11 protein-coding genes are annotated in these 15,286 nt (G+C 42.9%); 7 read left to right on the top strand and 4 right to left on the bottom strand.

The genetic code is table 11. The features are described from left to right. Window positions 1–123: 123 nt before the first annotated feature. From Q8M62_RS15700 to Q8M62_RS15690, 4 genes are all read left to right on the top strand, one after another. On the top strand, window positions 124–3,270 hold the full coding sequence (locus tag Q8M62_RS15700; RefSeq protein WP_304900071.1) for a hypothetical protein: 3,147 nt from the start codon (window positions 124–126) through the stop codon (window positions 3,268–3,270). 388 nt (window positions 3,271–3,658) lie between these two features. Then, window positions 3,659–3,904 carry a hypothetical protein gene (locus tag Q8M62_RS15695; RefSeq protein WP_304900072.1) on the top strand — a complete coding sequence of 82 codons (246 nt, stop codon included), beginning with the start codon at window positions 3,659–3,661 and terminating at the stop codon, window positions 3,902–3,904. Continuing rightward, on the top strand, window positions 3,904–4,191 hold the full coding sequence (locus tag Q8M62_RS21585; protein ID WP_370690539.1) for a type II toxin-antitoxin system RelE/ParE family toxin: 288 nt from the start codon (window positions 3,904–3,906) through the stop codon (window positions 4,189–4,191). Before Q8M62_RS15695 ends, Q8M62_RS21585 begins: the two co-directional genes overlap by 1 nt. Continuing rightward, on the top strand, window positions 4,188–5,471 hold the full coding sequence (locus Q8M62_RS15690) for an APC family permease (RefSeq protein ID WP_304900073.1): 1,284 nt from the start codon (window positions 4,188–4,190) through the stop codon (window positions 5,469–5,471). The genes Q8M62_RS21585 and Q8M62_RS15690 overlap by 4 nt, the downstream gene beginning before the upstream one ends. On the opposite strand, the gene Q8M62_RS15685 is transcribed toward Q8M62_RS15690, so the two are convergent. The 4 genes from Q8M62_RS15685 to Q8M62_RS15670 form a co-directional block, all read right to left on the bottom strand. Then, a complete protein-coding gene (locus Q8M62_RS15685; RefSeq protein ID WP_304900074.1) occupies window positions 5,468–5,947 on the bottom strand; it encodes a TspO/MBR family protein in 480 nt (159 codons plus the stop codon). The two genes, Q8M62_RS15690 and Q8M62_RS15685, sit on opposite strands and share 4 nt — an antisense overlap. 78 nt (window positions 5,948–6,025) lie before the next feature. Then, window positions 6,026–6,469 carry a DUF1572 family protein gene (locus tag Q8M62_RS15680; RefSeq protein ID WP_304900075.1) on the bottom strand — a complete coding sequence of 148 codons (444 nt, stop codon included), beginning with the start codon at window positions 6,467–6,469 and terminating at the stop codon, window positions 6,026–6,028. Continuing rightward, window positions 6,466–7,296, bottom strand: a complete 831-nt coding sequence (locus Q8M62_RS15675; protein ID WP_304900076.1) for an N-acetylmuramidase family protein — start codon at window positions 7,294–7,296, stop codon at window positions 6,466–6,468. The genes Q8M62_RS15680 and Q8M62_RS15675 overlap by 4 nt, the downstream gene beginning before the upstream one ends. Window positions 7,297–7,372: 76 nt before the next feature. Then, window positions 7,373–8,779: a DEAD/DEAH box helicase gene (locus tag Q8M62_RS15670; protein WP_304900077.1), complete on the bottom strand. Its 1,407-nt coding sequence runs from the start codon at window positions 8,777–8,779 to the stop codon at window positions 7,373–7,375. 186 nt (window positions 8,780–8,965) lie between these two features. Between Q8M62_RS15670 and Q8M62_RS15665 the strand changes: the two genes are divergently transcribed. The 3 genes from Q8M62_RS15665 to bglX all read left to right on the top strand — a co-directional run bounded on the left by Q8M62_RS15665 (window position 8,966) and on the right by bglX (window position 15,118). Beyond that, window positions 8,966–10,018 carry a carboxypeptidase-like regulatory domain-containing protein gene (locus tag Q8M62_RS15665; RefSeq protein ID WP_305668194.1) on the top strand — a complete coding sequence of 351 codons (1,053 nt, stop codon included), beginning with the start codon at window positions 8,966–8,968 and terminating at the stop codon, window positions 10,016–10,018. A gap of 236 nt (window positions 10,019–10,254) precedes the next feature. Next, window positions 10,255–12,123 (top strand): gamma-glutamyltransferase family protein, encoded by a 1,869-nt coding sequence (locus Q8M62_RS15660; RefSeq protein WP_304900078.1) that lies wholly within the window; start codon window positions 10,255–10,257, stop codon window positions 12,121–12,123. 709 nt (window positions 12,124–12,832) lie between these two features. Continuing rightward, complete coding sequence (gene bglX, locus Q8M62_RS15655; protein WP_304900079.1) at window positions 12,833–15,118, top strand: beta-glucosidase BglX; 2,286 nt, start codon at window positions 12,833–12,835, stop codon at window positions 15,116–15,118. Window positions 15,119–15,286 lie beyond the last annotated feature (168 nt).

The following is a 15,286-nucleotide window of genomic DNA, read 5'->3' as shown; positions in this document are numbered from 1 at the left end:
ACCAGCCGTAAAAAATCGATTCGGCAATATTTCTGCCTCACTCTCTCCCATTGGAATAAAAAACCGATTCCGAGTCCTTGTTTTTATTTTAATTAACGAAGTAAAAGAAACCTACTTAATCAAATGAAAAAAATCTATCTCTTGATTTTGGCGGTCTTGTTCAGCTTCAGCATAGAAGCACAGCAAGTCAACATGGACTTATTTAAGTCCATGAAAGCCAGGAGTATTGGACCGGGAGCAATGAGTGGCAGAATTACTGCCATCGATGCCATCCATGACAATCCCAACATTATGTATGCGGGTTCAGCCTCTGGCGGACTCTGGAAATCCACCTCTGGGGGAATCACCTGGAACCCGATTTTTGACAATGAGAAAGTCCACTCCATCGGTGCGATTTCCATCTATCAGAAAAACCCGAATATTATTTGGGTAGGTACCGGCGAAGGAAACCCTAGAAACTCGCTCAACATGGGATATGGAGTCTATCGATCCATGGATGCGGGAAAAACTTGGCAGATGATGGGCTTGGAGAAAACTAGAGCAATTCATCGAATCATCGTACATCCTGATGATCCAAACACTGTATTTGTTGGAGCGATCGGTTCTCCCTGGGGAGAACAGGAGGACCGTGGCGTATATAAAACGACAGACGGCGGAAAAACATGGAAAAAAATCCTTTACATCGACACCAAAACCGGTGTGGGTGAAATGATCATGGACCCAAATAATCCCAATAAGATCTTTGTCAACATGTGGCAGCACAGACGCTACCCATGGTTTTTTGAATCAGGAGGAGAATCCTCTGGCCTTTATGTAACCCATGATGGTGGGGACAATTGGAAGAAGCTTAATGCAGAAGACAATGGACTTCCAAAAGGTAAACTGGGAAGAATGGGCCTTGCAATTTCAAAAGCAAACAGCAGCAAAGTTTACGCACTGATTGAATCGTCCAAAAATGCACTCTATGTCTCAGAAAATGGGGGAGAAAAATTTTCCATGGTCAACGACAAAGGTGAAATTGGAGATCGACCATTTTATTATTTCGAAATCTATGCAGATCCGAAAAATGAAAACAGACTTTACACACTTTACTCCCGGGTAGGAATCTCTGAGGATGGAGGGAAAAGCTTCCGTGAACTACTCTCCTATGAAGGCGTACATCCCGACCATCACGCATGGTATATCAATCCCAATGACCCTTCCCTTTTGATCAATGGAAATGATGGGGGATTGAATATCTCCCGTGACATGGGTAAAACCTGGTACTTCGCTGAAGGAATTTCGGTAGGTCAGTTTTACCACATCAATGTGGATAATGAAATCCCATACAATGTATATGGAGGAATGCAGGATAACGGTTCATGGACAGGCCCGGCCTATCTTTGGAGAGTCGATGGCATCCGAAATACCTACTGGCAGGAGATCTCCTTTGGTGATGGTTTCGATGTGGTTTCTCATCCTGCTGATTCCCGATATGGCTATACCATGTCTCAGGGTGGTAACGTTTCGAGATTTGACAAGCTGACTGGACACAATAGAACCATTAGACCAACGCATCCGGATAAAGATGTATTCTTGAGATATAACTGGAATGCGGCTATCGCACAGGATCCACATGATGTGAATACCGTTTATTATGCTTCTCAGTTTTTGCATAAGTCTACAGATTCAGGGGAAACTTGGGAAATTATTTCTCCTGATTTGACCACCAATGATTCTACAAAGCAGCGACAGCAGTTTACCGGTGGATTGACTTTTGACATCACAGGCGCAGAAAACCACACGACAATTATTGCAATTGCTCCAAGTCCGGTGGACAAAAACGTCATCTGGGTAGGAACAGATGACGGCAACTTGCAGGTAACGCAGGATGGTGGAAAGACATGGACTAATGTAGCCGCTAAGCTTACCGGTTTGCCAAAAGCATCCTGGATTCCTCAGGTTCAAGCCTCCAAGTACAATGCAGGTGAAGTTTGGGTAGTAGCCAACAACTACCGAAACAATGACTTCGCTGCCTACGCCTATCATAGCGCAGATTACGGCAAGACTTTCACTCGAATTGCGGATGACAGCAAAGTGTGGGGTTATACCTTATCAATCAAGCAAGATACCGAAGAGCCAAACTTGGTGTTCTTGGGGACTGAGTTTGGACTTTATGTCTCTTTTGACAAAGCCAAAACTTGGAATAAGTGGGAACATGGCTATCCAAAAGCGGTGTCTACTTATGACATGACGATTCAGGAAAGAGAAGCTGATTTGGTCATCGGTACCTTCGGGCGAGCGATTTACATTTTGGATGACATAAGACCTTTGCGGGCTTTTGCAAAAAACAACGGAGCGGCACCGAATGCCAAAATTACTGCCTTCCCTTCGCCTGAAGCCTATCAAGCTGTAATTCAGCGGGCACATGGGGAGCGTTTTATGGCAGATGGAAAATATGCAGGAGAAAATAGAGAATTCGGCGGCAGAATGAGCTTTCTCATTAATGACCAAAAGGAAAAGCTGGACTCGGTCACTGTAAAGATTTACAATGCTTCAGGCGAGCAGATCAGAACACTCAAAACGCTTCCTGAAAAAGGAGTTAACCGAATCATCTGGAATCTTGACCGCAAGTCCACAGCCGAAATGACAGGCGGATTTGGGGGCGGAGGACAAGGCGGCGGACGTCGTGCCGGATTCTTTGAGCCAAGTGGAGGCAGTGTGATTCCTGGGATATACAGAGCCGTGTTTATCTATGGCACAGATTCTTCTGAGACTTCGATCAAGGTAAATATGGATCCAAGAATCAATGTTCAGATGGCTGATTTGCAGGCTAAGGATGCTTTTTTAAAGAAAAATGAAGCCCTTTCTACTGAAGTCACAGCAGCCAATACCAAATTGAACGACGCTCAAAAGACAATCGATAAGGTCAATGCAATGATAAAGGATATCAATACACCTGAGGCGAAAGCATTGGCTGAGGCGACGAAGGACATCAAAAAGAAACTGGACAAGACCAGAGAGGCATTCAACGGTCCAACGAGAGAAGGTCAGGGCATCGTACGAAACCTCTACCCTACTACGATGACCCGACAGTTCATACCACGAAGCTATGCAAACTCCAGCTTTGGAGCTCCTGGCGCCACAGAAGAACGACTTTATTCGCAGGCTAAAGAATCTGCAGAAGAAGCGATCGCCGAAGTCAATAAATTCATGAACGGTGACTGGAAAGCTTTTGAAGAGAAAGTAAAAGCCACACCGATTGATATCTTTGAGACGGTGAAGAAGTAGTGGGAAAAGCTGGAAGACAGAAGACCGAGGACCGAAGTTATAATCAACATCCGTTGTTTATTAAGTATTTCAATAGTCCAAAGGATTCAATTGGATATTGATCAATGTTGACTTTGAACTTACTTTAAGTATTCATAAGTTACTTCACCTGTAGATGATACTTGAATATAGAACGGGTCTAAAAATAGATCTAGGCTACTTCGGTCTCCCGTCTTCGGTCTTCCATTCGATTTTCGATTGATTGTTGGAAATTGTCAGAGCAACCTTTAGGCATATCCACGTAAGTATTTCGACTAAAAGCATCCTGAATTTTCGGGGTGCTTTTTTGTTATTAACTTTCTTCAATACGAGGAATAATTTTTAACTTTCATTTAAAATACTGACAGCCATGATCCCAGCAGGAGAAAAAAAGGATTTAATTGATTGGATCATAAACCTTGAAAATCAATCACTCTTAAATTATTTATTTGAGTTGAAAGCTGCAAACGAAAGCAATGAAATCATATTTCAAGTTTCTGAGCAAGAAAGAGAAGGAATAAATAGAGGTTTAGACGACTGGGAAAATGGAAGAACAAAAACCCATAAAGAAATGAAAGATGAACTAAAGTTAAAATTTCCTCATCTTTTCCAATAGTGGAGTTTGTATGGACATATAATGCTTCAGAAGAATACATCCAAATTTTAGAGTATTTGGAAAAGAAATGGTCTTTACGAATAGCTAATAAATTTGTCCAAGATGTCGACGAGAAATTAGAATTACTTCTCACGAATTATTACACTTTTCAGAAAGTTGAGGAAAAGGAAGTTCAAAAATTCCTCATCAATAAGCATATAACCCTTTTTTACTTGGTTGAAGGAAAAAAAATAATGTTGCTCCATTTTTGGAATAACTCCCAAAACTCTGAAAAATTAAGCCTTTGAGCTACGCCACCTCCAAGATTTCATGGAAAACCGCTGCCGGACTGGTAATCTCCAGTATGATTGGTACAGGTGTCTTCACTAGCTTGGGTTTCCAGCTGCTAGAAGTTCAAAATACCTGGTCCATACTTTTGCTTTGGACTTTGGGCGGAGTGATGGCTCTCGTCGGTGCCTTTACCTATGCAGAACTGGGTACTCACTTCCGGAAAACTGGCGGGGATTACATTTTCCTTTCAGAAGCCATTCATCCCGCAGTTGGCTATTTATATGCTTGGGTTTCTCTAACTGTTGGCTTCTCTGCCCCAATAGCCATTGCTGCCATGGCAATGAATGGTTATTTGAGCCCCATTTTAGGCAATACGATTTACCCTGGTTTGTTCTTTTTGTTAGCTGTACCAGTTGCTCACATTTTTTCAGTGAGCCGGTCGGCCCATTTTCAGGATGTTCTTACCTTGATCAAAATTGCTTTTGTCATCCTTTTGATAATCTTGGGCTTCGGATATTCTTCTTCTGCCGAAGTCTCATCATTTGATTTTTCCTCTTCCTGGCAAAAAGAAGTGATTATGCCAGGATTCGCCGTTTCGCTGATCTATGTATTCTATGCCTACACGGGATGGAATTCAGCTGCATATATAATCGAGGAAGTGGATCATCCGGAAAAAAACCTGCCCAAAGCCCTGATTTGGGCCACTTTCTCAGTTATGGTATTCTACCTCCTACTCCAGATGGTCTTTTTGAGACATGCTTCAATTGCACAGCTGATTGGAAAGGTAGAGGTAGCAGATATTGCTTTTGGTAATTTATTCGGGGCAACAGGGGCGCTTTGGGTAAGCTTCTTTATTGGGATTCAACTGATCGCTACCATTTCGGGATATGCTTGGATAGGTCCTCGTATCACCTATGCAATGGCAAAGGACTTCAAACTTTGGAAACCATTGGCCAAAGTAAACACCAATGGAATACCTGTGCGCTCAATTCTGCTTAATACAGGAATCAGTTTAATACTCTTTTTGTCCGGATCTTTTGAGCAGATTATGCTTTATGCTGGATTTGTCCTACAGCTGATGGGAACAATTACTGTATATTCTTCACTCAGAATAAAAAAGGAAATTGGGTTCAAGAGCCCTTTTAAACCTTGGCTTCAATATAGTTACATCATCTTCAGTAGTGGGGTGATGATTTACCTTTTCTGGGATAGACCGATGGAAAGCTTTGCGGGATTAGGCATACTTGCCCTAGGATTACTTATTTTTCTTTTTGATAAAAAAACGGAACAGATTTAATTTTTTGCCAACCGGAGCTGACCCAAAATAATCATCGTTGCAAAAAAAGTCCAAGCTACAATAGGGAAAACCAGGTAAGAAAGGTTGGAAGAAAGTTCGGCTACAGTCACTCCCACCCAAAGTGCGACCAAAATAACAACTACATTCCCAATGAGTCCAAATTTCAAGGCGGAGATTCCCGTGAGCTTTTCCAATCCCAGGGTATAATAGGCATAGCTAGCACAAACAACAGCCAGTCCGATGGTCATTTTAGCAAGGTAATCAGCTTCAATCTGAACCAGTTTATAGCGTAAAATTGCAAGCAATAGGAAAAGAAAGACCCAAACAATTGGTATAACAAAACCCGGTGGTTCAAACCAAAGGCGCCTTTTATGTTCATTCCCTTCAAATCTTAGCCCAAGAAAATAGGCAGGCACATTGATAAAAAAGAGTATGCCATAAAAAAGAAGAATATTTGTCGTTAAGGGACCCATCATATAAAAATAGTACAGAAAGTGAATTTTCTATAAAAATTCGAACTGGATCGAATCAGTTTTAACAAACTTTTTAATAAATCAATCCAGTAATCTTCGGTGGTAATTAATTTGTCCTAAATGGTAATTAAAATGCCCATATAGGTGAATCAGAAAGAAACCTATGGACATCCCATGACCAAAGAAATCATGCAGAGATTTGTCTCCGAGACGACTGGGATTTAGTCCAAGAATTGAATTTGAAACGATTTTTTTAACCTCTTCCAATTCCTCCAATAAAGACTCCCGCGTTTCACCTTTTACACCAAATTCACGCTCTCTATTTCTTAAATAGGCAATTCCTCCAAAATCTAATCCGATGAAATGCCTTAAATTTCCAAAAATATGGAGCGTGAGATTGCCTGCTGAATTAGCAATTCCTTTATCAACTATCCAGAGATTTTCTTCCTTTGAATAAGACTTTAACTCATTTCCAAGCTTCTCTAAATCTCTCTGAAATAGCTGATTAAGTTCCTTTAAGTTCATTGATGGTTTAAGTGTTTTTGATAGGCTTGAGCCATTTTTATATCGTATTTATTTTGAGCATAGCCTGGCCCGTTGTAGCATTTGGCAAAAGCAGCCCAATTCTTTGAACGTAAGTGGTTGATGCAACCGAATGCAGCAATATATCTGCCGAAGGCTTCCAGTTGATTTCGTTCGTGAATGTACATTTGGTCAACGAAAGTTTGTATTGAATCGTATCCCAACTTTTTGGCATGAAATCCCATAATCTGATAACTGCCCCAAGACGAAGAGGCCAATGCAGCCTCTTTTACTTTGGGATCAGGCAAAAGCTTGGAAGCCTTTTCCAGCCGATCATATTCTCTTGTACCACCTAGATAGTGCGACTTGGTCCATCTGGAATAGAGCACATCCTCATTCGAAGCATTGGATAGGGTACTCGGGTTGAGGCCTCTTTCCTGAAGCTGTCTCCAAAAGATATGTCCTTCAAAAAGGATCTTTGGCCGGCCGTCTACGAAAAAGCCTTTGCCACTACTTTCTACTTCATTTACTGCCTTTACTGCTGCAAGCTCAAGATTGTGCTTTTGAGCAAAATCTCTTAAGTCTTGTTCACCCAAAAATTTGTCACTGAGGGTTTGGGCTGGTCTGGTTTTGTCAATCAAAACTGTCCAAGATTTGATACCGACTTCGCCGTCTTCTACTAAATTATTTTTTTTCTGGAAATCCCTTACTGCTGCATCCGTAAGATTGCCAAAGTAACCGGTGGCAGAAATTTGATAGCCTAATTTCCCGAGTAGTTCCTGAAGATAAGAGACATAGGGGCCCCTTGATCTGAATTTGATGGTTTGCATAGCGCTTTGGTTAAAAATGAAAAGTACTTCAAGTTACCTGAAGTACTTCATAAAAACCAAAACAATCCCTTGAAAATCAGGAGTCAATCACATTTTTTCGCTGTCCGTACTTACTCGGCGTTTCCGATTTTGGAGTATCCGAGGGCTCAGTTTTTTTAGCTTCTTGTTTCGGTGCTTCTTGTTTATGAGCTGGCGGAGCATTTTTAAAATCTGCCCTGTGCTTGAAACCTGATTCTGAATTTCTTTTTTCACCCGCAGGTTTATTTCCCGGACTTTTCTTCTTTTTGCTTTTTGATTTGAAAGAAGGATCTGATGAATAGCCCGAAGATTTAGCTTTTTCCCCAAGGTATTCCGGTCCTTTTTCAAAACCTTCAGGAAGTGGATTTCTAGTGATTTCCATTCCGATCAGACTTTCTATCCGTACGAATTTGTGCTGATCTTTTGGATTGACAAACGTGATTGCCTCGCCTTCTTTGTCTGCTCGTGCAGTCCTGCCTACTCGGTGGACATAATCCTCCGGATCACTCGGGGTATCAAAGTTGATGACCAACTCGATGCCCACTACATCGATACCACGCGATATGATATCTGTTCCAATCAGGATCTTTACCGCCTTATTTTTAAAATTGGACATGATCTTTTCTCTTTCCACCTGCTCCAGGTCAGAGTGAAAAGCCTCAATGTCAAATTGCTTTTTGAGCACTTTGTACAATGCTTTCACTTTGTCTTTGGTCGAGGCGAAAATGATTACCGCTTCGTAAGCCTTCTGAGAAAGAATATGACGTACCAATTCTTCCTTTTGGCCATCGTAAACAGAGTACATCGATTGTGTCACCCCTTCGGCAGTTTTCCCTATTGAGAGCGAAATTTCCTCAGGATTCTGCAGAAATTTCATACTGAACTGTCTGATCTTTGGCGGCATGGTAGCCGAGAAAAGAACTGTTTGGCGTTTCTGAGGCAGGTAGTTCACGATCTTAAGGATATCATCCGAAAAACCCATATCCATCATTCGATCAGCTTCGTCCAAGACCAAATGCTCTAATGTGCTTAGGTCCATTTTCCCACCTGCCAGCAATGCTATCAAGCGACCCGGTGTAGCCACCACGATTTCTGCTCCGGTCTCCAGAGCCTTCTTTTGTTGTTCCCACACAATCCCATCGCCTCCACCATAGATTGGTACCGAACTCACTCCTAAAAAGTAAGAAAAACCCTGAATCTGCTGATCAATCTGAATCGCAAGTTCACGGGTAGGTGCCAAAATCAAGGTATTCAGTTTATTTGAACCTGACTTGGATATTTTGTTGAGAATAGGAAGTACAAACGCTGCGGTTTTTCCTGTGCCGGTTTGAGCGCAGGCAATCAAATCTTTGCCTTGCATGATTACCGGAATTGCCATTTCCTGAATTGGAGTTGGGCGATCAAAACCCATGGCATCGAGACCTTCCTGTAGTGAAGGCTCAAAATTGAAATTAATAAAACTCAAATTATTGGTGATTTAAAGAAATAAATAAGGTCTAAACATAACCGACCCTTTCAAATATACGGTGTTAAACAATACAAAGCCAATCCTTAACCTTCTGTTAAAAATTCAAACCAGCCAAACTCAAATCATTTAGCATCAATTCTAAGTTTGGACTATATTACTTTATCATTCAATGTAATTTGAGAAATGATCGAACCACGAAAAATCTATTTCCTTTGCTTGACCATTTTTCTTCCATTTTTGGGTTTTAGTCAAAATTTCAACCTCAGTGGAAGGGTCATGGATTTTGACACGAGGGAATATATAGAAGGAGCATCAGTCACACTTCGAAACACAGTCTATGGTGACTTGAGCAACGGAGCAGGAAATTTTCTGATAGAAAATATCCTTTCTCAAAAGTATAATCTCGCCATCACCCTGCCCGGTTATAATACCTATGAGCAAGTAATTCAACTCAAAGGTGACCTAAACCTTGGAAACATCTACTTGGTCAGATTTGGAAGTGAAGGCACGGGTGCTGCCTTGCAAAAAACCATTCGTGCCACCAATGTCAGCCGACTGCTGGTGGAGCGACCAAACTTCATCGGAAATACGATTTATGGAATTGCTCCCGAACCCAAAAAACTGGAGGGAAATTTCTACCTCGACAACAAATGGAATGTGGCCTCTATCCTTCTCTACCGAGATCAAACTGTCTTGGAAGGATTTCGAGTTCGATACAACATCAATTCCAATACATTCGAATTGATGGAGCCGGAAAACAATCTGGTTTCCACCATGGCCGGACTCAGAATTCAGAATATAGTCTGGATGGACAGCAGCTACAAAGTGCCCCGATACTTTGTCAACGGCATGGATTTCAAAGAAGACAATGTGCCCATTTCCGGTTTTTTCGAGGTATTGGTAGAAGGAGATTTACCTTTGATGCGAAGAACCAAAGCAATTTTCAAAGAATCCAACTACAATACCGCCTTGATGGTAGGGAATCGAAACGATCAGATCATTAAGCGAAATGTGTATTACTACCTGAAAGGAAAAGATCTCTTTGAAGTTCCAAAAAAGCGGAAAGAACTATTTAAAATTTTCGGAGAAAAGGCTGCCGAAATGCAAGCCTTTGTGGAAGAAAATGAGATGGATTTGAAAAAGAATGGATCCATTTTCCAACTCTTCACAAATTATAATTCCAGATTCCCGGGTTTTGTTCCTATCATGAATCAGCTGTTGGATGAGGGGGATTGAGGGGGGTGCAAAGTTATGGCTCATTTTCATTTCTCTAGAGGTTTGATGTCCTATGACCGATGACTGATGAAGCCCAAATCCAATCTCCTTCCTGTAATTTAACTAGATACATTATGAAAAAAATGATATTGTTGAACCCAAAAGATTAAATCACATTAAGCATCGGTAATCCAACATCTGACATCCGACTTCCGAAATCCGACTTCCGAAATCCGAAATCAGTCACCCAAACCAATATGAAAAACCTTTTACTACTAGCCCTCCTCCTTCTCACCCACACCACCTTCTCCCAGGGTCTTCCCGGACTTGGGGCTGGCACTACACCCAACCAGCGGCCCATTCTTCATGGTAAAAACTGGGTTGCCATCACCGGAAAACCACTTGCGGCCACTGCAGGAGCAGCGATTTTCCAGCAAGGAGGAAATGCCGTCGATGCAGCCTGTGCCATGATAGCGGCCACTTCCACCATGTGGGATGTCCTCTCGTGGGGCGGAGAAACTCAGGCTTTAATATACAATCCCAACACAAAAAAAGTAATTGCCATCAATGCACTTGGGTATGCCCCGACAGGTGCCACAGTGGAATTCTACAAGTCTCAAGGCATGGATTATCCTCCGCAATATGGCCCTTTGGCCGCAACGACTCCCGGCACGCCGGGTGGCATCATGACCATGCTGGCTGAATATGGCACGATGAGTTTGGAGCAAATCCTCCGTCCGGCTATGGACTTAGCCAAAGGCTATCCGATCGAAGCTCAGACCGCAGATAATATTGAAAAAGGAAAAGCACAAATCAAGGAATGGCCATATTCCAAAAAAGTTTTCCTTACCCATCCGGGAGAAAAACGAGAAGCACCCGAAGCGGGAGAAATCTTCGTTCAGGAGGATTTGTACCAGACTTTATCCAAAATGGTCGAAGCTGAAAAGTCCGCGCTAAAAGCAGGAAAAACCAGAAAGGAAGCCATCTACGCTGCCTATGACCGATTTTATAAAGGAGACATCGCCAAAGAAATCGTTCGTGGTACCAGAGAGCAGGGCGGACTGTTCACAGAAGCCGACCTTGCCAATTGGAAAGTAAAAATTGAGGAACCTCTTCACGTAAATTACCGGGGCATCGATGTCTACAAACTGCAGGAATGGACACAAGGACCTGCTTTGCTTCAATCACTGAACATCCTGGAAAACTTTGACCTCAAGTCAATGGGGTATAACTCCGCCAACTACATCAACACCGTCTATCAAGCGATGAGCTTAGCTTTTGCAGACCGTGATTTTTATTACGGCGATCCGGCTTTTGTCAAGTCACCGATGAAAGGTTTACTCTCCAAAGAATATGCAAGGGAACGTGCAAAGCTGATCGGACAAGTCAATGATCCGAAGCTTGGCCCCGGAGATCCCTACCCTTTTCAGGGAGGTACGAACCCTTATATGGATTTATTGAAAAAGAATCAAAAGGCAATGGCCCTGCTGGACCCATCCGAAATCAATTCGCTGGTGGATGAAAAATTCCTTGCAGACTTCCAAAGTGGAACTACCTCAGTAGAGGCTGCAGATGCAGAAGGTTGGGTGGTTTCAGTAACTCCAAGCGGGGGATGGATTCCTGCGGTGATCGCCGGAAATTCCGGTGTGGGACTTTCGCAACGGATGCAAAGTTTTGTTCTGGATGAAAATCTGAATCCTTACAACCTTCCCGAACCCGGAAAACGACCAAGGGTAACCCTGACACCTAGTTTAGCCATGAAAGATGGCAAACCGATGTTAGCTTTTGCCGTGCAGGGCGGAGATTCTCAAGACCAAAACCTCCTTCAGTTTTTCCTCAATGTAGTCGAATTTGATATGAATGTGCAGGAAGCAGCCGAAGCCCCAAACTTCAATTCCTATCAGATGCAGAGCAGCTTCGGAGATCATGAGATCAAGCCGGGAGCGATTACTTTGCGCAATGATACCCCCGACTGGGTTCGCAAAGATCTGCTGAAGCGCGGCTATGTGATGGACTTCTGGACCAAAACCTCAGGCCCAATTACCGCCATTTGGATGGATTGGAAGCACGGCACATTGTGGGGCGCCGCCAGTAATTACGGAGATGATTACGGGATAGCTTGGTGACAGCGAGGCGAATGGTTCAAGTCTTTCGACTTGGACCTTCCATGATGCAGTCTTCAGACTGCTTTTTTTCTTTTTTTCACCACAGAGAAAAAGGAGAGAAAGGAGTTCAGGATTTGGGCTCCTTTTAATTTTTAAACCTCTATTCCCCATCAATCATTTTTGAGAACGCAGAGAAAAGCTAAAGCGCAGATGGTTCAAGTCTTTCGACTTGGACCCTCTATAATGCAGTCTTCAGACTGCTTTTTTCCTCTACCTGAAAGGTTTTCACCACAAAGAAAAAAAGACAAAGGAGTTCAAGTTTTGAGCTCCTTTTAATCTTCAAACCCCCATTCCCTTTCAATACTTTTTGAGAGCACAGAGAAAAGCTAAAGCTTTTGGTCGACAACCTTTGAGGCTCAGCAATGCCCGAAGATTTTGATCTGTTGACCGCGACGAACCTACGGTGGGATTTCAAAGCCAACTTCCCAAAACAAAAAAAGATTCAAAACATGATTTATATCAAACGCCAGGCTAAGTTATCCCTGTTGTTTGTACTCTTATTTAGCTTAACTTGAACAGGTAAAATCGATCCTCAAGTCGGTTTAATTTGATTAAAATCAGTTCTTTAGTGATGTATAAAAGATTTCAAAGAAGCCCGAAAACAAAGGAATGATTTTCCTTCATTTCCCTTTGGCAGGCAGATTAATCCTTTACAAAAAACAAGAAACGCATGAAAAATTTCGGTCCAGCAATTCTTTTGGTAATCCTATTTATAGGGTCCGCACATTCCCAATCCATCAAATCCTCCCTCAATCCAACCTTTGATTCAAAAGTCGATTCTATTCTTCGTCTGATGACCTTGGATGAAAAAGTTGGCCAAATGAATCAATACAATGGCTTTTGGGAAGTGACTGGACCTGTACCCCAAGAAGGCGATGCTGCTGTCAAGTATGCGCAACTTCGGAAGGGATTAGTTGGCTCCATGCTGAATGTAACGGGAGTCGAAAACGTCCGGGCTGTCCAGAAAATAGCGGTCGAAGACACCCGCCTTGGAATCCCGTTAATCATTGGATATGACGTAGTCCATGGATACAAAACAATCAGTCCAATTCCATTGGCAGAGGCAGCGAGCTGGGATTTGGAAGCAATCCGCAAATCAGCAGAAGTAGCGGCGGAAGAGGCGGCCGCTGCGGGGATTAATTGGACTTTCGCCCCCATGGTGGATATTTCAAGGGATGCCCGCTGGGGACGTGTGATGGAGGGTGCCGGTGAGGATCCTTTTTTAGGGAGTAGGATTGCTTACGCCCGAGTGAAAGGTTTTCAGGGGGATGATCTGAAAGCTGTAAATACCATTGCCGCTACAGCCAAACACTTTGCCGGATACGGTTTTTCCGAATCAGGCAGGGATTACAATTCGGTCGATGTAGGCACATCCACACTTTACAATGATATCCTCCCTCCCTTCGAAGCGGCCTTGGAGGCTGATGTCAAGACCTTCATGAACTCATTTAACCTTTTAAATGGAATTCCTGCCACAGGAAGTTCTTTCCTACAGCGTGAAATACTGAAAGAAAAATGGGGCTTCAAGGGTTTTATGGTTTCTGACTGGGGTTCTATCGGGGAAATGATTCCACATGGTTTCGCAAAAGACGGGATGCAAGCGGCCGAGTTGGCGGCCAACGCTGGTTCGGATATGGACATGGAATCCCGCTTGTATGTGGAGCATCTCACAGCGCTGGTCCAATCCGGCAAGGTGAAAGAATCCGTAATCGACGATGCGGTTAGAAGGATTTTGACCGTGAAATACGAATTGGGATTATTTGATGATCCCTATAAATACTGCGATGAGGATCGTGAAAAAACAGTAACGGGTAGACAAGATTTTCAGGATGCTGTACTTGACATGGCCAAAAAATCCGTGGTGCTGTTGAAAAATGAAAAACAGCTCCTTCCACTCAGAAAATCGGGGATGAAAATCGCACTGATCGGGCAATTGGCAGGAGACAAAGATAGCCCGCTTGGAAGTTGGAGGGCTTTAGGAGAACCTAATTCTGCGGTGTCTGTTCTGGAGGGAATGAATGCATTTCCGGGAAATTCGCTCGAATATGTGGAAGGGGTAAAATTCACTGAAGGCACTCCGGGATTTGCCTTTGAAACCAAAATTAACACCACTGACAGATCCGGTTTTGAAGCGGCTAAAAATGCTGCAAGAAATGCGGATGTGGTAGTGATGGTTCTTGGAGAACATGGCTTCCAATCCGGTGAGGGCAGAAGTCGAACCGAATTGGGTCTTCCCGGCTTGCAACAGGAACTGCTTGAGGAAGTATACAAGGTGAATCCAAATATCGTACTCGTACTGATGAATGGTCGACCACTGATCATCGATTGGGCTGTTGAAAAAATTCCTGGCATTTTGGTAGGCTGGCATTTGGGAACTCAAAGCGGAAATGCGCTGGCTCAGGTTCTTTATGGAGATTACAACCCAAGCGGCAAACTACCGATGAGTTTCCCGAAAAATGTAGGACAGATTCCTGTTTATTACAATTACAAGGCAACCGGCAGACCGACCAATCCCGGCTCAGATTTGGTGTTTTGGTCACACTATATGGATTCGCCAAATGAGCCCATGTATCCTTTTGGATATGGCTTAAGCTATGCCAGTTTTGACTATTCAAATCTGAAATTGAGTTCGGATGGATTTGCGAAAGACGGAAGCATCACGGTATCCATTGATTTGAAAAATACAGGAAGTGTGACCGGCAAAGAGACCGTTCAACTTTATATCCGGGATCTGTTTGCAAGTGTGGTAAGACCTGTCAGGGAATTAAAGGACTTTCAGCAGGTGGAATTAAAAGCCGGAGAAAGTAAAACACTCAGCTTTCAAATCACTGAGAAATCCATCGGTTTCTATAATAACGATGGCAAATGGATTGTAGAGCATGGGGATTTCAAAGTATTCGTTGGAGGAAGTTCTCAAGCCAGTTTGGAGAAGGATTTTAAGTTTTTGGAGAAATAACGGAGGGGGATTTGCCTTATTTCTACCAGAAAAGGCGAATAAAAGAAGTTATTTGGATAGACTAAGTGGTAAGATGGACCTTTTCTCCTTCACAGAATACTCCTTAAACTGGAAATTTTGAGATCATTCCCAGAGGTTTCAATCCGAAGAGTTAAAAAAAAATCCCTG

This window comes from Algoriphagus sp. (genome assembly GCF_030694375.1).
In the GTDB taxonomy this organism is placed as follows: Bacteria; Bacteroidota; Bacteroidia; order Cytophagales; family Cyclobacteriaceae; genus Algoriphagus.
The sequence above is the reverse complement of the archived record's forward strand: the minus strand, read 5'-3'. Positions and strand labels throughout refer to the sequence as shown.

Excerpts from the sequence above, each read along its gene's own strand:
- Q8M62_RS15700 (WP_304900071.1), top strand. The coding sequence starts at position 124 with ATGAAAAAAATCTATCTCTTGATTTTGGCGGTCTTGTTCAGCTTCAGC.
- Q8M62_RS15695 (WP_304900072.1), top strand. The coding sequence starts at position 3,659 with ATGATCCCAGCAGGAGAAAAAAAGGATTTAATTGATTGGATCATAAAC.
- Q8M62_RS15685 (WP_304900074.1), bottom strand. The coding sequence starts at position 5,947 with ATGATGGGTCCCTTAACGACAAATATTCTTCTTTTTTATGGCATACTC.
- Q8M62_RS15680 (WP_304900075.1), bottom strand. The coding sequence starts at position 6,469 with ATGAACTTAAAGGAACTTAATCAGCTATTTCAGAGAGATTTAGAGAAG.
- Q8M62_RS15675 (WP_304900076.1), bottom strand. The coding sequence starts at position 7,296 with ATGCAAACCATCAAATTCAGATCAAGGGGCCCCTATGTCTCTTATCTT.
- Q8M62_RS15665 (WP_305668194.1), top strand. The coding sequence starts at position 8,966 with ATGATCGAACCACGAAAAATCTATTTCCTTTGCTTGACCATTTTTCTT.
- Q8M62_RS15660 (WP_304900078.1), top strand. The coding sequence starts at position 10,255 with ATGAAAAACCTTTTACTACTAGCCCTCCTCCTTCTCACCCACACCACC.
- bglX (WP_304900079.1), top strand. The coding sequence starts at position 12,833 with ATGAAAAATTTCGGTCCAGCAATTCTTTTGGTAATCCTATTTATAGGG.